Consider the following 18,217-nt stretch of genomic DNA (forward strand, 5'->3'; position numbering starts at 1 on the left):
TTATGTATATGTCTTTTGCGGTAAATTAATATCTGTAATCTTCCAGATTAAAAGAGATTTCCCTTTATATTCTCTTTCGAAACCTTTTTCGATATATTCTGATATGATCCTCATAGGTTTAGGAAAATTAAAAGGAGAGATTTCTAAATTTATTGGTCTCCAATCTCCAGTGACAATATCATGATTTATCGTATGGTTAACAAATGAAGTAGTCATTAAATATTTACAATCAGACTTTTTAATATTTATAAGAGATTGATAAATATGATTATATGAAAAATGCACAAAGCAATCTCTCGTTATTAACAAATCTGACAGAGGTAAATCATCTTCTAACAAATCGATTCTGCAAAAATTAATTTTATCCGTTCTGTAGTTTTTAATATTACCTGATATTAAATCTTCAACAATATCACCGCCTATATATGTAATTTTAGAGAAATCGATATAACGAATCCAGTTAAAATCTCCACAAGGAACATCCAATATGCTATTAATAGTAAGTTCGACAACTATTTGATTTATTCCTTCTATTATTTTTTCAGTTTGTTTAACTGAAGAACCAGGACCCGAAATACTTTCTTCATAGTTCCAATACTCTGAAGTGTATATGTTGGTAAAGACGTTTTCTACACTGTTATCCTTAAACTTAGACCTACTCTTAGAATAGGTAACTTTAGAATAATAATCTAAGATCCTTAAAGGAATTAATTTCTTTAGTTCTTTTTTAATTCTATTCATTTATTTTAATTAATTCGACTCTTGTTATAAAAGCATTATCATCCAATTATTCTTCATAAATCATCTTTTTTGTACTATTCTCATAACAAATTATATACAATTGATCAGCCTTTATTTCTCTAATTTCTCTTCCAACAATATCGTACATAGCTGTTATTCTCTTCTCCACAGGTTCTAATTCATATTGAAACAAAGAAGAAGGAACAGGTCTATTAAAATTTTGAGCAATTGTAAAATGATGTAGTATAAAAAATAAAAACAGAATCGACATCTGTCTTTTAATTAAATTGTTAGTCATTTAAATTAAATTAAGAGTTGCGAAAGCATTAAGATATATCATTTTATGATTCTTTCAAAGAATAAAAAATCAACTAATCAAATACCACAAGCTATATATTCAAAAGTTTATTGTATTTTCACTTTACATAAATAGTAATCGGGAAAATCACAAAGTCCGTCTTATTATAATTAAGCAAAATCGAGTGCAACTATATATTCATCTTCACACTTTTGAATAAAAAACATATTGACATAGTTCTTCCGTGTTATCTCTCTCCCTCAGATTGGAAAGAACTTATAATTGAAGCTTTTGAAGCACTTTCTAATCTCTTACCTCAATGGTCAATACAATTTATTATGGTGAACGATGGAGATCCTAAGATATCTCAAGAAGACTTTGATTTTCTTGGCGCTAAAGTTCCTGGGTTCATTGGTATTTCCTTAGAAAAAAATATGGGTAAGGGTTATGCTGTTAGAAAAGGAATGGAGATCTCTACTTCTGATCATGTCATTTATACAGATATTGAGTTTCCATATACCTATCAGTCTATATACAAAATGGTTAAATTACTAGGTGAGAACAATATCGACATTGTAATAGGTCAAAGGGCAATAGTACCTGAAAATATAACTATACCCTATAATAGGAAAATCATCTCTAAGTGCCTTAGAAATTTCAATAAATTATTTATTCACAAATCCATAACTGATACTCAATGTGGTTTAAAAGGCATGAATCAAAAAGGAAAAGAAATTTTACTTAATACAACAACCAATCGATATTCTTTTGATATAGAGTTTATTTTGCAAGCAAAAAAAGAGAGTGAAATCGTAATGAAACCTATGAGCATAGCTCTTAGTACAAGAGTTGCTTTTTCGAATGTAAGTTTGCTTACCTTATTCAAAGAATCTTTAAGTCTTCTCCATATTCTCTTTAAAAACCTATTTTCGAAATATGAAAGAGCTAAATAAATATCGATTCTATATATTGGCATTTGTAATGCCAATTTTATATTTGAGTATCGTATATTATCAGGTTTTTTCTAATCCTAATAGTTACCTTTTCTCAAATATTGGTGATGGCATCAAAAACTATTATACATATGCATATCACATAAAAAACGACTCTGGTTTTATTGAATTCGAAGGAATGAATTATCCCTTTGGAGAACATCTAATCTATACAGATGGTCAACTTTTTCTATCTAACTTAATTAAAGTAATCAGTATACCTATTCCAGAAATAGCTAATTACAGTATTGGCATTTTAAATATTTTAGTTCTGCTGTCTTATGGAATTGGTTCATTGTTCTTGTTTCTTTTTTTACGAAAGCTACAAATATCAAAATGGTATGCTAGCATATGTGCTTTTGCAATTATCATACTTGCTCCGCAATTGTTTCGCATTCCCTGGCATCAAGCACTTTCCTATGTATGTATCATACCAATATCCTTATATCTTTTTACTTGGTTTTATGAAAAAAGGAATCTGCGATCATCCTGTACTATATTGTTTTTTAACTGCTCCTGTATTTTTATACATCCTTATTGGGGATTTATTTTAGGATCTTTTTATGGAATTTTATGGTTTCTTCTATCTATTCAAGAGCGAAAAAGATTACTTTCTAAGCCTATTAGCTATGTTCATTTTACGTTTCAAACTTTACTACCTATTATTATTTTCGTAGGAATACTATTCTCTAGTGACACACATGTTAACAGAGTCAGTTCTCCTGAGTTTTTCTATGATTTTACTGCAAGTTTTAACAACACTTTCGCAACACCGTATTTCCCTTTAGGGAAGTTATATGATTGGCTATTTCATATAGATAAAGCACACCAAACATTACATTGGGAAGGGAGAAGCTACTTGGGAATATTTACTATAATACTTCTTTTAGTAGCCATATCTATTTATATAGCAAAATTATTGAGGAAACAAACTATTTCAAAATATAATCCAATAATGGTTTTATTTGTCGGAACTGGTAGTCTGCTGTTTGTAATTGCTACCACACTTCCTTTTCGTGTTTTTCCCATTTTAATCGACTGGTTCCCTTTGATCAAACAATTTAGAGCATTTGGACGGTTAACATGGGTTAGTTATTTTGTGTTTACAATATTCTCGGTATACTTTCTATATAGAATAGCTAATAAATTAAAGTATAAAAATATTATATTAATCGCATTGCCTATTATGATGATTACAGAAAGTCTGGTTCCTCATATTGCTAATACAAAATATGTAAAAAACTCCTTCAACATTTTTAATAAAGGATGCCTGGAAAGAGAAAAACCGGAATTAGCACAAGCTATTGCTTATATAGACTCCAAAAACTACCAAGCAATAATACCTATCCCTTACTTTCATGTAGGTAGCGAAACTTTTGGTCGTCCAAAATTTAGTTATGCATATGTAGCGGATCCGTTTACAATATCTTACCACACTAGACTTCCTCTTACGGGTGTTTTTATGTCAAGGACATCTATTTCTGAAACTAGAGAATCATTAATACTATTCAGTAAAATCAAACAAGAAAAGGCTATTCTAAAAAAAATGGATACAACTTCTCCTCTATTGGTCGTTCATATGAAAAATCAGCCTATTCCCAATGACGAAAGATGGATTATTGAAAAATCAAACGAAGTATTCTCAAACGACGAAATTGTTCTTTATGAAATTAAAGTCTCTGATTTAAAGACTACAAAGAGTGTAGCAGCCTCTTCTAATATTAGGCCAATATATTCTAATTCTTATGAAAATCTTCCTAGTACATTAACCTATAAAGGCACCGGAGCCCTGAAGTTACCACATTACGGAATTAATGAATTATTAAGATATGATCAAGTATCTCTTAAAAAAAAATCAGAGTACACTTTGCAATTTTGGTTCGAAAATTCAGGTAACCGTTGTCAGGCAAAGTTAAAACTTGGGATATTAGATAACGAAATCATTGAATATCAGGAGACTTTTATTAATACACCAAATACATACAAAATTAACGGCAATTGGTCTCTTTATGAAATCAAACTCAAGCAAGAAATACTTTCTAGGCCTTTTGTTATCTATTTTGAAGGGCATGATAGAAAACAACATATTTACATAGATGAATTAAGTATAATTCCTAATTAGCGAATTCTATATATGTTAAAAAAAACTAATCAAAAGCTACTGCTAGTTCTCTTAAGTATTTTTTTTACAATAATGCTTTGCGAACTTTTAGTATCTATTTTAGTATCAGATGGCTATTTTTTATTTCAACCTAATACAGTGTATGAATTTGAGGTAGATTCTACAAGTCTTAAAGGCGTAAGTGGACCAACCCAGTTTAGCATTAACAAAGATGGTCACCGTGGTAAGCCTTATGATTTTAATGCTGATTATCATATTCTAACTATTGGTGGAAGTACAACTGAGTGCTTTTACCTCAGTGAAAACGAAACCTGGCCCTTTTTACTCGAAAAACAATTAACCAATTCTACTCATAAAAAGGTCTGGGTTGGAAATCTAGGAAAAAGTGGTTTAAATAGCAGGCATCATATCGCACAGATGGAATATCTTGTTCCCACATTTCCTAAAATAGATTTGATAATCATTTTGGTTGGAGCAAACGATTTATTGCGTGAGTTAAAATATAGCCCAAACTACAATCCCTTAACATCGTCGGAAGTAATGAAAACCACTTTTGTTCACTATCCTAGTGATTCCATTAACGGTTTTCCTTACAGTTTTAAATTAGTACAATTAATTTCTGGGCAGAACCAACTCTTTTTCTCAAAAAGAACTACACATCTTGATATAAACGGAAGTAATACAAATGTGTTTAGAAATAATCGTTCATCCACCAAAGAACTTATTGAAAAAGTTCCGAATATGGAGGAATCATTAGATCGTTATGAAAACAACATAAACAAGATAGTTGAACTTTCTGAAAAGCTAAATATTAAGATAGTATTTGTAAACCAACCTACTTTATGGAAAAACAATATGACTAACTCTGAAATACAATCATTATGGTTAGGAGCAAATGGAGACTATACCAAAAAAGGACAATCCTATTTTTCTCATAAAGTATTACGTAACTGCATGGATCAACTTAATAAACGGCTTGAGCAAAGTCTAGAGAAAAGATCTGTAGATTTAATTGATTTAGATAGTAAACTGGAAAAGAGCATGAACTACTTCTATGATGGAATGCATTTTAATGAAAGAGGAGCTAAAAAAGTAAGTGAAATTTTAGAGAAATCGGTTCGAACTTCAATACATCTTCAATCAGAATAGATTTTTTTTTTAAAATTCTATTACTGTTATAACAAACTATAAATAAGTTTTATCTAATAAATTATAAAAACGTAATTATCCTTTCTAATAAATTTTATTCTTTGTCATTCATCAACTATATTTATAATCCATAAAAAAAAAGAGACATTGAACTTTAGAAAGTTAAATTCAAACAATTACGATAACATTGTTCTTTTTGGCATTCTACTGTTTTTCTTATTTGTTGTAAGAAACTTTGGATTTGACGGTTTATATGGGCAAGACGCATATGAATACTTAAGGTATACCAGAGCTCTAATTACGTATCTACAAACCGGAGCTCATCCAGGAGATTATTTTTGGCCATTATACTATCCTATTATAGGGGCACTTCTTGGTTATATTGCGGGACATGAAACATTAATTTTGCAATTAATTAGTTTATTATCAATTGGAGTTATTGCAATTTATATAAAAAAAATAATTGATCTTGTTTACCCTTCAAAATCTTATGCAGTCTTATATATTCTCTTATTTTTTGTACTCGCTCCCTATGTACTAAGGATTGGCCTAAGTATTATGAGTGATACATTAAGTTCATGTTTTATTGTTGTTAGTTATTTCTATGGCATAAAATACATTAAACAAGGTCTTATTAAAACATTATATCTAACTGCTATTTTTGCCGTTATGGCGGTTATGACGAGATATGGTGCCGGAGTAGTTTTATTACCTCTATTTATTTTGGTAATATATCAACTATTCAAAGATCGTTCTCATCTTATACACATATTACCGATACTAATTATTACACTAACTATTACGATTCCTCATTTAATCGTTAGAAATAACAATACTACGGCATTTTTAGAACACAATTTATTAATCAATTGGAGTTTTAAAAACATATTTTCATCTGTTTTTGTGATATCGGATGGTACTCTAAAATATAAATTCTTTAATCTTATATACTCAGGCTTTAATATTGTTCATCCAATTTATTTATTCTGTGGATTTATATTTTTATTCTTTACTAGAAGAGTTGATCTAATAAATAAATGGAGTTTGTTCTTTGGTATTGTAATTCTATCGTATGCTTTTTTTTTGGCAGGAATTCCTTTTCAAAACAAACGTTTTTTACTACTCTCTTTTCCTTTTGTCGTTTTATTCTTTTTCCCTGTATTTATAAGAATTTCTTCAAAGGAATTTGTAAAAAAGCATCAACATATATTTCTAATTTGTATATTTCTATTTCAAGGCATCTTTATTACTAGAGCCTTTATACCACTAATTGAAAGAGTTGACTTTGAAAAAGAAATGATACTGCTAATGAAGCCTCACCAAGATAATACTTTATATAGTTTTGACATAGATATTGCTCTACAAGGCAGAGGTTTAAATTTTGAATATAAAAACATGTTTTTGAAACAATACTTCGATTTTAAATCTAGTGACCTGGTTTTATTCAACCCCACGGCATTTGAAAAGCAATGGAAAGATAAAAACCCAATGATCAATTGGAATTATTTACAAAAACACTACAAATTAAAAGCTATCATAGAAGGTCCAAAAGGTTGGAAGTTATACCAAATTCAATAGGCTAAAGATATGTTATGGATAAAGATAAAATATCGATTAACGATACTATACAAAGCCTTGTTTTTTAAACTTGGTTTAGGCAAACTATTATTAAAAAACAGGTATGGTGAACACATTCTAGTATTTCACGGGATTGATCAAAAGGAGGAAACTAAATATAATAGTCGCTTTATCTCTGAAAAATATTTCGAAAACTTAATTCGTTATTTTACAGAAAACTACAATGTAATTTCGTTAGATGATTTCTATCAAAAAAAATTCAAAAAAGAAACTTTAAATATTGCCCTAACATTCGATGACGGATACCTTAACAACTATAAATATGCCATTCCTATTCTAAAGAAATATAATATTCCTGCTTGTTTTTATATCACTCCGATTCATGAAAAAAGCGATAATTTATGGCCTGACTTTCTTGATTTAGTTTCATTCTATTCACAAAAAAACAAGATCTTTTTTGAAGGAGAAAACTATATGAAAAATAGTCGAAATGAATATACAAGTAATAATGTTTCTCTAAAAAATAAATGCAAAACATTACCTTATGATAAGATTTTTCCTCTTTATCAAATTTTCGAAAAAGAATGGAATGAAATACAATTAAAGCCATTAGTAGATTATTGGAGTTTAATGACTTCAGATCAAATTAAGGAAATTGCTTATGATCCATTATTCACTATTGGGTCACATGGATTAACCCATTCTAATCTACAACAGATTGATCTAAATGAAGCTAAATTAGAAATCGCTAAAAGTAAAACGGTACTAGAAAATGTTTGCAAACAATCAATTGACGAATTTGCTTTTCCTTTTGGCACCTACACCAATGAATTAGTTAATTATTGCAAAGAAATTGGATTTTCTAAAATACTCTTGGTAGATTACAATACTCAAGATGACTCGAAAGACATAACAACCAGAAATCGTTTTGTAATGAATCCGTATATTTCAATGAAACAACAAATCTCTTGTTTATTAAAAGGATCTTATTTTTAGTAGTATGGAATTTAGATTTGAAAAACTTACAGAGACCAATATCAAAGATCTCAAAACTATTTATAAAACTGTTTTTGGAAATAAGGTAAGTGATAATTTTGTTTTTAGAAAATTTGATACTTCCTACCTTGGACTAAAGCATTTCGGTCATCTAGCATACCATAAAGACAAACCTATAGCTTTTCATGGAGCTATTCCCGTACTGATGCAATATAATGACCAAACTGAAATAGCTGCTCAGTATGGTGATGCCATGACATTTCCCGAATATGCTGGAAAAGGATTATTTACCAAATTAGGCAAACTAACAGATATACAATTGCAAAAGGCAGGAATCAAATTTGTTTGGGGATTTCCAAATCAAAATTCTGAATATGGTTACTTAAACAAATTAGATTGGAAATATATAGAACGCATGCAAGGTTTCAAGATAAAGACTACTAATGTGCCTATAGAGAAAATAGCACGGAAAGTTAATTTCACAAACCAGATATTCGAAAAGTATTTAGCTCAAGTATTTGCAAAATATAGAATTGACGAGATTCTTAAAGGAAGTGTTTATAGGAAAGATAATATAATTTCTACCTCTAGGAATAAAAAGTATTACGATTATAAATCTTTTGCAGACAATTTTATTATTAAAATAGAAGGATGCTTATTTTGGATTAAAATTAAAAACGGTTTACTAATTGGTGATATCGAAGTTCCTTCAGAAGAACAATTTTATAAAGGATTAAAAGCGTTAAAAAACATCTCTGCTAAGAATGGCATCGGTGAAATTATTATTCAATCTTCACCAAATACCTTAATAACTCAATTGCTGGAAAAACAAAATGTCCAGCAATTTGAATCATGGGTTGTTGGTTTTAAAAACTTTAATTCTCAATTTCCATTGGATCGTTTAAAATTAACATTTGGAGATTTAGATACTTTTTAAACATGAATATAACGCTTAGAAATTATAGTTTCGAAATCGATCCAGGACAAAATAAATTAATGTGGGAGCACATAAACAAAGAGAATTGGGAAGTTCATTCATTTGATATTTTCGATTTTTTTGTCCCAAAAAACGGAGTCGTATTAGACATTGGTGCTTGGAGTGGTGTTTTAAGTTTATATACCACACGTAAAGCTAAAAAAGTATACGCACTTGATCCCGATCCCGTGTGTTTTAAAGAATTACAAAAAAACATAGCATTAAATCCAACAATGAAGAATAAAATTTCCGCACATCCGATAGCAATTTCTGGAGTGAAAGAAATAGCGACTTTATCGGCAAGGTTGTCATATGGGGGATCGTCGAGTAGTATTATGAATCGAAAAAGAGATACTGAAAATTCTTTACAATTGACAACAGTTCCCTTGCTAAACTTCATAGAACAAGAACGAATTACACAAATTGATTTTATCAAAATGGATGTTGAAGGTGCAGAATTTAGTATTTTACCAACTATAGGAAGTGCGCTGAAAAAAATAAACTATCCTACTTTATATGTTTCGTTTCATTATGGTTTTTTGAATGAACATATTTATCATCAATATGTATCTTCTCGATTTTTGACTAAAGTCTTTCTGAAAATAGAAAAGATTACCGGTTTATCGTTCTTTAAAAAGAAAATAGAAAATAATATTAAAAAAATATACAATGATCTATTTGTTTATAAATACATTTATACCACGAAAGGGAAACTAGTCTCCAAAAATATTTTAAAGCAACAATTAAGATTTATTAAACAAAACGATTTAATATTTACCAATACAGCTTGGAATAGCTGATAATCATTATGATCATTTGCAAATAAGAGTTAGTCAAAAAATGTCATCGCGAACGCAATTGAAGTATAGCTAAGAATACTTAATTTAAAAAAAGATATTTACTCATAATTGAATGTAGAAAAATTACATATTGTTTTTTTAACACCTGGATTTGCAATCTCCGAAGAAGATTCTAATACAATTCCCGCCCTTCAGGTATATTTAAAAAACCTTCTAATTACGGTTCCCGAAGCTAAACTTACATTAGTAGCTTTTCAATTTCCTTTTACAAGAAAAAATTATACTTGGAATGGTATTGAAATAGTTCCTTTAAATGGTAAAAATAATCGTTTTAAGAAATTGTGGATATGGAAGAGCGCTCTGAAAACACTTAAAAAAATTCATAAAAAGCACCCAATAAGTACAATACATAGTCTTTGGATTGGAGAATGTTCCTTTATTGGTAAAAAATTCTCTAATAAACATAACATCTCCCATATTGTAACTGTAATGGGACAAGATACGATTGCTAATAATCGATATAACAAATCCCTTTTAAAATCAAAAGCAAAAATTATTACGCTCTCTATTAATCATCAAAAAGAACTCTATAAAAATCACAATCTAGATTCCCAAATAATCCCATGGTCATTAGACGTTAATTCTTTCCCAGAATTATTAGAAAATAAAATCAATATAATAGGTGTAGGATCTCTAAATACAATAAAGAATTACTTCACATTTATAAACATAATTAGTTTCTTAGTCAAAGATTATCCAAAACTTAAAGTAGAAATTATAGGAGAAGGTAAATTACAACAAGAACTTCTGGCTGTCATTCAGCAAAAAAAACTTGATCAAACTATTAAATTAATTGGTAAATTATCTAGACAGGAAGTTTTAAAAAAAATGTCGCAGTCCCATATTTTACTTCATACTAGCACATATGAATCTTTTGGGTATGTGTTTTCTGAAGCATTATATTCAGGAATGAAGGTTGTATCGTTTGATGTAGGAACAGCAACTAACATTAAAGAATGGAAAATCTGCAAAGATAAATCCGAAATGATCTCACAATGCAATCATATATTAGCTCATCCTAAAACCAAAAAACAACGCGTACTACTTCACCCACCAGAGGAAACTATTGCTTCATATCTAAAATTGTATAATGCATAAGTTACTAACTATTGGTATAAATACGTTAAAAGGGTTTTCTAGCCCCATATTCAATTTTCTAATTGCCGTCATAGGAGTAAAATATTATGGAAAATCGGATTGGGGAATTTTAATAAACTGCATGATATGGGTGTTTTTTATTGCTTTTATAGTTAATTGGGGAAACAGGGATTATCTCATTAGAAAATACTCAAAAACTCCTTCTAAAATTTATGCTATATTTTACTCTAATTTATTAAGCAGAAGCATTTTACTAACAGCTTCCTTATTACTATTCATATTTTTCCCTCCTAATACAGCTTTATATACTATAGTTCTTGTTGTTCTAATTTATGGATATACAAGCTTAGATAGCTTAGTTATATATCGTCAAAAATTTGGTGCACAATTACTTTCCGAAATCCTAGGTTTTCTTACTATCATAGGTGGTGTTTTATATTATGATAGTTTTAATCTGGTTTCATTTTTACAACTTTATTGTCTGGCTTTCTTTTTTAAAACTACGTATCTAGTTTTTGCTTTAGAATTATTTAAGCAAAAGTTTAATCTCCAAATATCTTTTGATGAAATCAGGGATGGATTTCCATTTTTTTTAATAGGTTTTAGTGGTTGGTTACAATCCAAAATAGATATTTATATAGTAAGTTTTTACTTACCTAAAGAACAATTATCAGAATATCAATTATTGATCACAGCATTCCTGATGCTTCAAGCCATATCTGCATTTCTTATCACTCCTTTTACAAAGCATATATTTAGGGTATCAAACAAAGTTCTTTTGAAAATAAAGAAAAAAATATCTTTGATTGCCACACCAATTGTATTAGTAGGAACCTTTTGTATTTGGATAGTTTTAGAAAAAATTGTCAATTTAAATATTTCGTATAATATCTACTTATTAGGAGGATTAAGTGCACTACCAGCTTATTTTTATACTATAAATATTATGCAACTTTACAAACAACATAAAGAAAAAAAAGTCATCTTGATGGGATTTATTGGAGCAATTATTAATTTTACAACAATAATATTGTTTATTCGTAAATATGAAATCCAAGGTGTTTTTATAGGAATCTGTTGTACTCAGTTGATAATTTTAGTGTTATACAAACTAATAGCTAAGAAGATCGAGAAACACTCACCTTCTTCTAACACTATAGATCCCCAGTAAATTGGATTCAGACTGATCAAGGTTATACTCTTTTAACGTTTTTAAATTATCCATTAAATTCATCCCTCCTAAATTTGAATAAAATTGAATACTTCCGGTGAAATCGATTATAACCTCTATTTTTTCTTCGCTGACATACTGATACAATGTCTTATTCTTTAAACTTTCTAATGCAGCATGATTAACCAAACCATCTAAATTTATAACAGTATACTTATCTCCCAAATAACTTCCATAAAAACCAGAGTTAAATGCACCTATACGCGTTCCAGGAGGGATATTTTCTAAAGTCCAATCTAAAACCTGATATTGTTCTCTATGCAAATAGTTACGTGGATAATGGTTTGCTTCAATCCACCAGCAAATAGTAAGTAAAAACAAAATAAGAAATGTATATTTCGCCATTTTTAATTGTTTCATCCCTTCAATAACTAAAAAAGTAATACTTATAATAAACAATATAAAGAGAGATACTCCATACCATTCCCTAAAATAAACTAGCAAAGCGATTAACACGATTGTATAAAAAATAGAAGCGGCTAAAAAAGGTAGAAAAATCCCAGTAAATAATTTATTTCTACTCATTTGTTTATTTTTAAACATACTATAAAACCCAATAACCAATAATAAAAAAGTCGTTATAGAGATTTGTTTTTCAGCCCTAAATGGTAAAGTGCAGATTTTAATTAAATTCTCTACGATGACAAAAGACTTTTTTATAGTTTGATTCCCAAGCTGTTCTTCAAAAATAAATGCTGAATGCAACTTTTTTGCAGCTCCAGAATCGGGGAAAAAGCTAAACGATTGGGTATATAAAAATACAAGCCAACCACCTAAGAATACAACAGGAAGTATTGAAGCTTGAAATAGCTGTCTAATTGACACTTCCTTTCTAATAAGAGATATAAGAGATAATCCAAAAATAAGTAGAGAAAAATCTAACCTTACTAAAATACATACCGCAAAAAAAAGACTACTAACAATTATTTTCTTTTTTTCGATAAAAAAACGATACCAGACAAAAATCAATAGTACAAATACCATCATGGATAGACCACCTTCGGTACCCTGAAAACAAACACTAAGTATTTTTGGATGAACAATAAATAAGGATGCACTAATAGTCCCGAACAAAGAATTATTGCTAAACATTGATAATACAGACCTCATAAAGAAGGCTGTTATAACATTGAAAAATGTTATAACGATTAATAATATCCTAATAGAATTTTCAAAATCATTAAGGAGTAACTTACCAAACGGAACAAGTACTAAAAAAAAAAGTGGTTGTACTCCTGTTCCTGGATTAATTCCATCAAAAGTTAAAAAACCTTTATCAAGAAAATGACCGGCAATCTGAGAATAATAAAACATATCATCCGACCCCCATCTATCCAAAATTATTTCTGAAGGCTGTGCAATGATATAGATCCTAATGAATACGCCAATTACTAGAAAAGTATAAAATAATATCGATTGGTTTTGTTTATTCATGTAAGACTTCATCTAATTACTAACAAATATGAAAAAAATAAATTACTTTTAGAGTGAGAATGTATTTTGTCATACTTTCTTGAGAAAAACATGAAATGTAAATTATTAATGCTAGAATACAACCAAACCGATGAATTCTTCTTTTCGCCGTTTTAGATTGAGTATAACTTTTAGGTAACATGCAATTAAGAACATTAAAAAAAATTAATAAAAAATACCTGCCAAAAAACTATTTATTTTCTCCTGAATGGATTGTTCTTGGAGTTAACAATGTATGCAATCTACATTGTAAAATGTGTGATGTGGGAACCAAGACCTTGGAAACTAATTTTGCACAAAACTTGATTGGAACACACCCTATTAATATGCCATTAGAGTTAATCCAAAAAACCATAGATCATATGGCAACATATTATCCCAATTCTAAGTTGGGATATGCTTTTACAGAACCTTTGGTTTATCCACACCTAGAAGCTTCTTTACTATATGCCAAAAATAAAAACATAAAAACGTCAATTACCACAAATGCTTTAACATTAAAACAAAAAGCAAAGAAATTAGTGGAATCAGGTCTTGGTAATTTGTTCATATCACTGGATGGCCCACAAGATATTCATAATGAGATTAGAGGGCATAAAAAATCTTTTCAAAAAGCTATTGAAGGTATTGAAGAGATCCTAAGTTTAAATCCAGAACTACCCATTTCTATCTTTTGTGTAATCACTGAATGGAACATTGGTCACTTAAAAACTTTAGCCGATTATTTTAAAGATTATCCTTTACAACAACTGGGGTTTATGCACACTAATTTTACTCCACAACGTATCGCTGATGGTCATAACGAATTGTGGGCAAACATTTATCCGGCTACTGCCTCTAATGTAGAAGAAGTAAATGTTGATAATTTTGACTTAGGATTACTTTTTGAAGAAATTATAGCTATAAAAAACAATAATTATAGATTTCCTGTGACATTCTCTCCAGAAATCACTTCAAAAGAAAAGCTTGAGGAATTCTATCATCAGCCCGAAAAAATAATTGGAAAAATGTGTAATGATGTGTTTTCTAATATTATGATTAAATCGGATGGAAGTGTAATTCCTGCTCACGGAAGATGTTACAATTTAACCTTAGGTAACTTAAACGAGAGTTCTTTAAAAGAAATATGGAACTCCAGTGTTTTAAAGAAATTTAGATCTGATTTAATAACCAATGGTGGGTTATTACCCGCTTGCAGTCGCTGTTGTAGTGCTTTTTAATTATGCAAAAAAACAAAATCATCATATTCAATCCCAGAAGTGCCGATGCTAAACATCGCATCCCAAATACTATTCTGCAAGTAGGAGCTTCAATCCATGGAAAATATAACTACGTTTTTGTAGATGGAAATTTAGAGGATGATCCCTGGGAAACGATAAACTCTTATTTTAAAACCGGTGAGTTTAAATACTTCTGTTCGACAGTAATGCCAGGACCGCAACTAAAACAAGCCATTCCCATTTCAAAAAAAATTAAAGAAAAACACCCTGATAGTATTGTGATCTGGGGAGGTTATTTCGCTTCTAATCAATATAAAGTCTCTATTACATCTGGATATGTGGATTACATTGTTAATGGTCCTGGAGACAATACTTTTCCTGAACTTTTAGATACTATAGAAAAACACGATTTAGATCATTTATCCAAAATTAAGAACCTTATCTACCGTAATAAAGAACAAAAGATCATACAAACTGCTAAAGAAGCATTACTAGATCAAGATAGTTTACCCCCATTACCGTATGACTATCTAAATTCTTTTTATGGATTAGACAATTATCTAGCCAAAACCTTTTTAGGTAATAAAACATTAGCCTATCATTCTAGTATGGGTTGTCCGTTTACTTGTTCTTTCTGTGCTGTTGTCCCAATCTACAATGCCAGATGGAAAGCTAAATCTGCCAAAACAGTGTATCAGGATATAAAATATTTTATAGATGAATATGGAATTGATGCTATCGAATTTCATGATAATAACTTTTTTACTTCTAAGAAACGTGTTTTAGAATTTGCAGAATTAGTAAAAGATGATGGTATCCAATGGTGGGGAGAAGGAAGAATTGACACCATCAATCAATATAATGATGAAGACCTCAGACTTATGAGAGAAGCTGGATGCGTTATGTTTTTTTTAGGAGCAGAAACCGGAAATGACGAAGTACTTAAACAGATGAATAAAGGTGGTACTCAGACAGGTAAAATGATTGAAGAGTTTGTAGCACGAATGAAAAAAGTAGATATTATACCTGAACTCTCTTTTGTACTTGGACTTCCTGCTGACTCAGAGAAAAAGGTGTATGATCAGATTTTATGGGATATTAATTTTATTAAAAAGATTAAAAAGATCAATCCTAATGCAGAAATCATTATCTACCTATACAGCCCAGTTCCGATGGAAGGTTCTGAGCTATATCAACAAATTATTGATGCAGGATTTTCATTTCCTCAAAATCTGGAAGAATGGATTGATCCAAGTTGGGAAAAATTTGATTTGAGAAAAAACCCTTTAACACCTTGGCTAAAACCCTATATGATTGATAAGATTAAAAATTTTGAAACTGTTTTAAATGGCTATTATCCTACCGTATCAGATTTTAGAATAAAGGGGTATAAAAAACAGCTGTTAAAACTGGTTTCTGGATATCGGTTTAAATATGGATGGTATCAATTTCCTTATGAAATTAAGGTATTACATAAAATCTGGAAATATCGTCAACCGGAAATTCAAGGGTTTTATTCAGAATAAATGAGACATCTAATTAAAAAGATACTACATCCTTTTCTAAAACTAGGTGCTGATAGATATTATGCTAAACCAAGAATATATAGATACGAAGGTATAGAAGTGTTGGTTGAACCCAGTGTTTTTCCTCCTCATCTAACAATAAGTACCAAAATTTTGTTGGAGTACCTTAAAACGATCGATCTAAAGGAAAAATCTTTATTAGAACTTGGGTGTGGATCAGGCATCATTTCACTATTTACTGCTTCTAAAGGTGCAATTGTTACTGCTTCTGATATTAACACTATTGCCTTAAAAGCACTTACCAAAGCCTCAGAAAAAAATCAATTGCCAATTATTACCATTTATTCTGATTTATTTACTGATATTTCAACACTGCATTTTGATTATATTATTATTAACCCACCATATTATCCAAATCAACCAAAGAATATAAAAGAACAGGCTTGGTTCTGTGGTGAAAACTTTGAATACTTTGAGAGGCTTTTTTTACAACTCTCAAAATACGTAAATCCCTCAAACAACATCTTGATGATTCTATCAGAAGATTGTCAAATCAAAAAGATTAATGATATTGCTCATAAAAACAATCTTTTACTACAGTGTATTTTAGAGAAAAAGGTAATCTCTGAAAAAAATTACATTTTTAAAATATTAATAAATGAAAAAGTGGATTAAAATTTTTACGATTAGTATCCGAAACACAGTAATACTCTTTTTTATATTAGAAATTTTTCTGCATTTTTTATTTCAATACAATGATGAAAATCGCTTTCATAAAAATGTAGATTTTAAAATAGCTTCTGGAGCGTATCAAGATATAGACCCTGAAATTATTAAGGAAATGTATGATGAATTACATCGCCTGGATACAGAATGGGCTCCTTATATTTATTATAAATTGAAGGAATTTGACGAAAAGTATCATCATATTAATGCCAATGGTATTCGAAAAACGGTAAATTTTAACCAGAAAAATAGAGCAAGTGCGTTTAAAGTTTTTTGTTTTGGAGGATCGACCTTGTTCGGAACAGGAACCAGAGAACAACACACTATTCCGTCTCGACTGTCGCATTATATTCATCAAAATTTTCCTAAAAAAAATATCGAAATCACAAATTTCGGATGCCACGGATACACCAGGAGTATAGAAAACATTCAACTTCAGAGAGAAATTCTTAAAAATAACATTCCGGATCTGGTCATTTTTTATGATGGAGTTAATGAAGTAATATCCGCATTTGAAAACAATGAAGCTGATCTTCCGGCTAGTTCTTTTAATCGTCGAAAAGAATTTAGAATATCTAATTATTATGGTAGAAAAATAAGTATGCTTTATTCATCAAGTAATATAAAAAGATTAGTAACCTACTTGCAAAAAAAAGTATTTAAAACAAAACCTATGCAGGTTTCAGATCCAGAAAATTTATCTACACAGATTGCTCTGCAACATATTCGATCTTTTGAAATTACAAAAGCTCTAGGCAAACAGTATAATTTCAAGGTATATAATTTTCTTCAACCAATGATATTCTTAGATAAACCTTTGACAAAACCCGAAAAAATTATGGCTAAAGATAATAGTCATTTCAGGTCATTATACATTAACACTTATAGAGATATTCTGAAACAGACAGAATTAAGAAAAGATTCTACTTTTACAGATATCAGTTCCATTTTTATTGAAGATACTAATACAATTTATACGGATTTTTGTCACATAGCAGAAAGAGGGAATGATAGTATTGCAAAAAAAATATTTAGTTATATTACACCTTCAATAGCAAAGGGTAATGAATCTAAAACAACGAATATACAAACGGAGACACTACAGAGTTTTCAGTAAATACCAATAGTGCCCCTAATAGCACCAATACTATAATAATTGGTATTAACCAATACTTTTTTTGATGCATTAAAAACTTTAGAAACTCTAAAAATATCCCGGACTTATTCATTT

At 29.6% G+C, this 18,217-nt stretch carries 17 protein-coding genes; 13 read left to right on the forward strand and 4 right to left on the reverse strand.

Features of this window, described 5'->3' with window-relative positions; translation table 11 throughout:
• Nucleotides 1-741: a hypothetical protein gene (locus tag Q0975_RS16780; RefSeq protein ID WP_299438750.1), complete on the reverse strand. Its 741-nt coding sequence runs from the start codon at nt 739-741 to the stop codon at nt 1-3.
• Between the two features lie 46 nt (nt 742-787).
• Entirely contained in the window at nt 788-1,039 is a 252-nt protein-coding gene (locus Q0975_RS16785; RefSeq protein ID WP_299438752.1) for a hypothetical protein, read from the reverse strand.
• A 212-nt stretch (nt 1,040-1,251) separates the two neighbouring features.
• Here Q0975_RS16785 and Q0975_RS16790 point away from each other — a divergent pair, with 212 nt between their 5' ends.
• The 9 genes from Q0975_RS16790 (at nt 1,252) to Q0975_RS16830 (ending at nt 11,981) form a co-directional block, all read left to right on the forward strand.
• Nucleotides 1,252-1,992 carry a glycosyltransferase family 2 protein gene (locus Q0975_RS16790; protein ID WP_299438754.1) on the forward strand — a complete coding sequence of 247 codons (741 nt, stop codon included), beginning with the start codon at nt 1,252-1,254 and terminating at the stop codon, nt 1,990-1,992.
• A complete protein-coding gene (locus Q0975_RS16795) occupies nt 1,976-4,153 on the forward strand; it encodes a hypothetical protein (protein ID WP_299438756.1) in 2,178 nt (725 codons plus the stop codon). Before Q0975_RS16790 ends, Q0975_RS16795 begins: the two co-directional genes overlap by 17 nt.
• Nucleotides 4,154-4,225: 72 nt before the next feature.
• Complete coding sequence (locus Q0975_RS16800; RefSeq protein WP_299438758.1) at nt 4,226-5,302, forward strand: SGNH/GDSL hydrolase family protein; 1,077 nt, start codon at nt 4,226-4,228, stop codon at nt 5,300-5,302.
• A gap of 147 nt (nt 5,303-5,449) precedes the next feature.
• On the forward strand, nt 5,450-6,880 hold the full coding sequence (locus tag Q0975_RS16805) for a hypothetical protein (protein ID WP_299438759.1): 1,431 nt from the start codon (nt 5,450-5,452) through the stop codon (nt 6,878-6,880).
• A gap of 9 nt (nt 6,881-6,889) precedes the next feature.
• Nucleotides 6,890-7,876 (forward strand): polysaccharide deacetylase family protein, encoded by a 987-nt coding sequence (locus tag Q0975_RS16810; protein ID WP_299438761.1) that lies wholly within the window; start codon nt 6,890-6,892, stop codon nt 7,874-7,876.
• A 4-nt stretch (nt 7,877-7,880) separates the two neighbouring features.
• Nucleotides 7,881-8,813, forward strand: coding sequence for a GNAT family N-acetyltransferase (locus Q0975_RS16815; protein WP_299438763.1), 933 nt, complete (start codon nt 7,881-7,883; stop codon nt 8,811-8,813).
• A gap of 2 nt (nt 8,814-8,815) precedes the next feature.
• A complete protein-coding gene (locus Q0975_RS16820) occupies nt 8,816-9,652 on the forward strand; it encodes an FkbM family methyltransferase (RefSeq protein WP_299438764.1) in 837 nt (278 codons plus the stop codon).
• 108 nt (nt 9,653-9,760) lie between these two features.
• Entirely contained in the window at nt 9,761-10,810 is a 1,050-nt protein-coding gene (locus Q0975_RS16825) for a glycosyltransferase (protein WP_299438766.1), read from the forward strand.
• Nucleotides 10,803-11,981, forward strand: a complete 1,179-nt coding sequence (locus Q0975_RS16830; protein WP_299438768.1) for a hypothetical protein — start codon at nt 10,803-10,805, stop codon at nt 11,979-11,981. Before Q0975_RS16825 ends, Q0975_RS16830 begins: the two co-directional genes overlap by 8 nt.
• On the opposite strand, the gene Q0975_RS16835 is transcribed toward Q0975_RS16830, so the two are convergent.
• Nucleotides 11,949-13,475 carry a hypothetical protein gene (locus Q0975_RS16835; protein WP_299438771.1) on the reverse strand — a complete coding sequence of 509 codons (1,527 nt, stop codon included), beginning with the start codon at nt 13,473-13,475 and terminating at the stop codon, nt 11,949-11,951. The genes Q0975_RS16830 and Q0975_RS16835 overlap by 33 nt on opposite strands.
• Nucleotides 13,476-13,654: 179 nt before the next feature.
• On the opposite strand from Q0975_RS16835, the gene Q0975_RS16840 reads away from it, so the two are divergent.
• The 4 genes from Q0975_RS16840 to Q0975_RS16855 are packed head-to-tail and all read left to right on the forward strand — an operon-like array spanning nt 13,655 to nt 18,103.
• Nucleotides 13,655-14,734 carry a radical SAM protein gene (locus Q0975_RS16840; protein ID WP_299438773.1) on the forward strand — a complete coding sequence of 360 codons (1,080 nt, stop codon included), beginning with the start codon at nt 13,655-13,657 and terminating at the stop codon, nt 14,732-14,734.
• Between the two features lie 2 nt (nt 14,735-14,736).
• Complete coding sequence (locus Q0975_RS16845; protein WP_299438775.1) at nt 14,737-16,260, forward strand: radical SAM protein; 1,524 nt, start codon at nt 14,737-14,739, stop codon at nt 16,258-16,260.
• Entirely contained in the window at nt 16,261-16,935 is a 675-nt protein-coding gene (locus tag Q0975_RS16850; RefSeq protein WP_299438777.1) for a methyltransferase, read from the forward strand.
• Nucleotides 16,919-18,103, forward strand: coding sequence for a hypothetical protein (locus Q0975_RS16855; protein ID WP_299438779.1), 1,185 nt, complete (start codon nt 16,919-16,921; stop codon nt 18,101-18,103). The genes Q0975_RS16850 and Q0975_RS16855 overlap by 17 nt, the downstream gene beginning before the upstream one ends.
• Here Q0975_RS16855 and Q0975_RS16860 read toward each other — a convergent pair.
• Nucleotides 18,057-18,215 (reverse strand): DUF5989 family protein, encoded by a 159-nt coding sequence (locus Q0975_RS16860; RefSeq protein ID WP_256439425.1) that lies wholly within the window; start codon nt 18,213-18,215, stop codon nt 18,057-18,059. The two genes, Q0975_RS16855 and Q0975_RS16860, sit on opposite strands and share 47 nt — an antisense overlap.
• Nucleotides 18,216-18,217 lie beyond the last annotated feature (2 nt).

This window comes from uncultured Aquimarina sp. (assembly GCF_947500065.1).
GTDB lineage: Bacteria > Bacteroidota > Bacteroidia > Flavobacteriales > Flavobacteriaceae > Aquimarina.

What these genes read in the sequence shown, in the direction of transcription:
- Q0975_RS16855 (WP_299438779.1), top strand. Translation starts at nt 16,919, where the DNA reads ATGAAAAAGTGGATTAAAATTTTTACGATTAGTATCCGAAACACAGTA.
- Q0975_RS16800 (WP_299438758.1), top strand. Translation starts at nt 4,226, where the DNA reads ATGCTTTGCGAACTTTTAGTATCTATTTTAGTATCAGATGGCTATTTT.
- Q0975_RS16860 (WP_256439425.1), bottom strand. Translation starts at nt 18,215, where the DNA reads ATGAATAAGTCCGGGATATTTTTAGAGTTTCTAAAGTTTTTAATGCAT.
- Q0975_RS16780 (WP_299438750.1), bottom strand. Translation starts at nt 741, where the DNA reads ATGAATAGAATTAAAAAAGAACTAAAGAAATTAATTCCTTTAAGGATC.
- Q0975_RS16820 (WP_299438764.1), top strand. Translation starts at nt 8,816, where the DNA reads ATGAATATAACGCTTAGAAATTATAGTTTCGAAATCGATCCAGGACAA.
- Q0975_RS16830 (WP_299438768.1), top strand. Translation starts at nt 10,803, where the DNA reads ATGCATAAGTTACTAACTATTGGTATAAATACGTTAAAAGGGTTTTCT.
- Q0975_RS16810 (WP_299438761.1), top strand. Translation starts at nt 6,890, where the DNA reads ATGTTATGGATAAAGATAAAATATCGATTAACGATACTATACAAAGCC.
- Q0975_RS16795 (WP_299438756.1), top strand. Translation starts at nt 1,976, where the DNA reads ATGAAAGAGCTAAATAAATATCGATTCTATATATTGGCATTTGTAATG.
- Q0975_RS16815 (WP_299438763.1), top strand. Translation starts at nt 7,881, where the DNA reads ATGGAATTTAGATTTGAAAAACTTACAGAGACCAATATCAAAGATCTC.
- Q0975_RS16850 (WP_299438777.1), top strand. Translation starts at nt 16,261, where the DNA reads ATGAGACATCTAATTAAAAAGATACTACATCCTTTTCTAAAACTAGGT.
- Q0975_RS16840 (WP_299438773.1), top strand. Translation starts at nt 13,655, where the DNA reads ATGCAATTAAGAACATTAAAAAAAATTAATAAAAAATACCTGCCAAAA.
- Q0975_RS16785 (WP_299438752.1), bottom strand. Translation starts at nt 1,039, where the DNA reads ATGACTAACAATTTAATTAAAAGACAGATGTCGATTCTGTTTTTATTT.
- Q0975_RS16835 (WP_299438771.1), bottom strand. Translation starts at nt 13,475, where the DNA reads ATGAATAAACAAAACCAATCGATATTATTTTATACTTTTCTAGTAATT.
- Q0975_RS16845 (WP_299438775.1), top strand. Translation starts at nt 14,737, where the DNA reads ATGCAAAAAAACAAAATCATCATATTCAATCCCAGAAGTGCCGATGCT.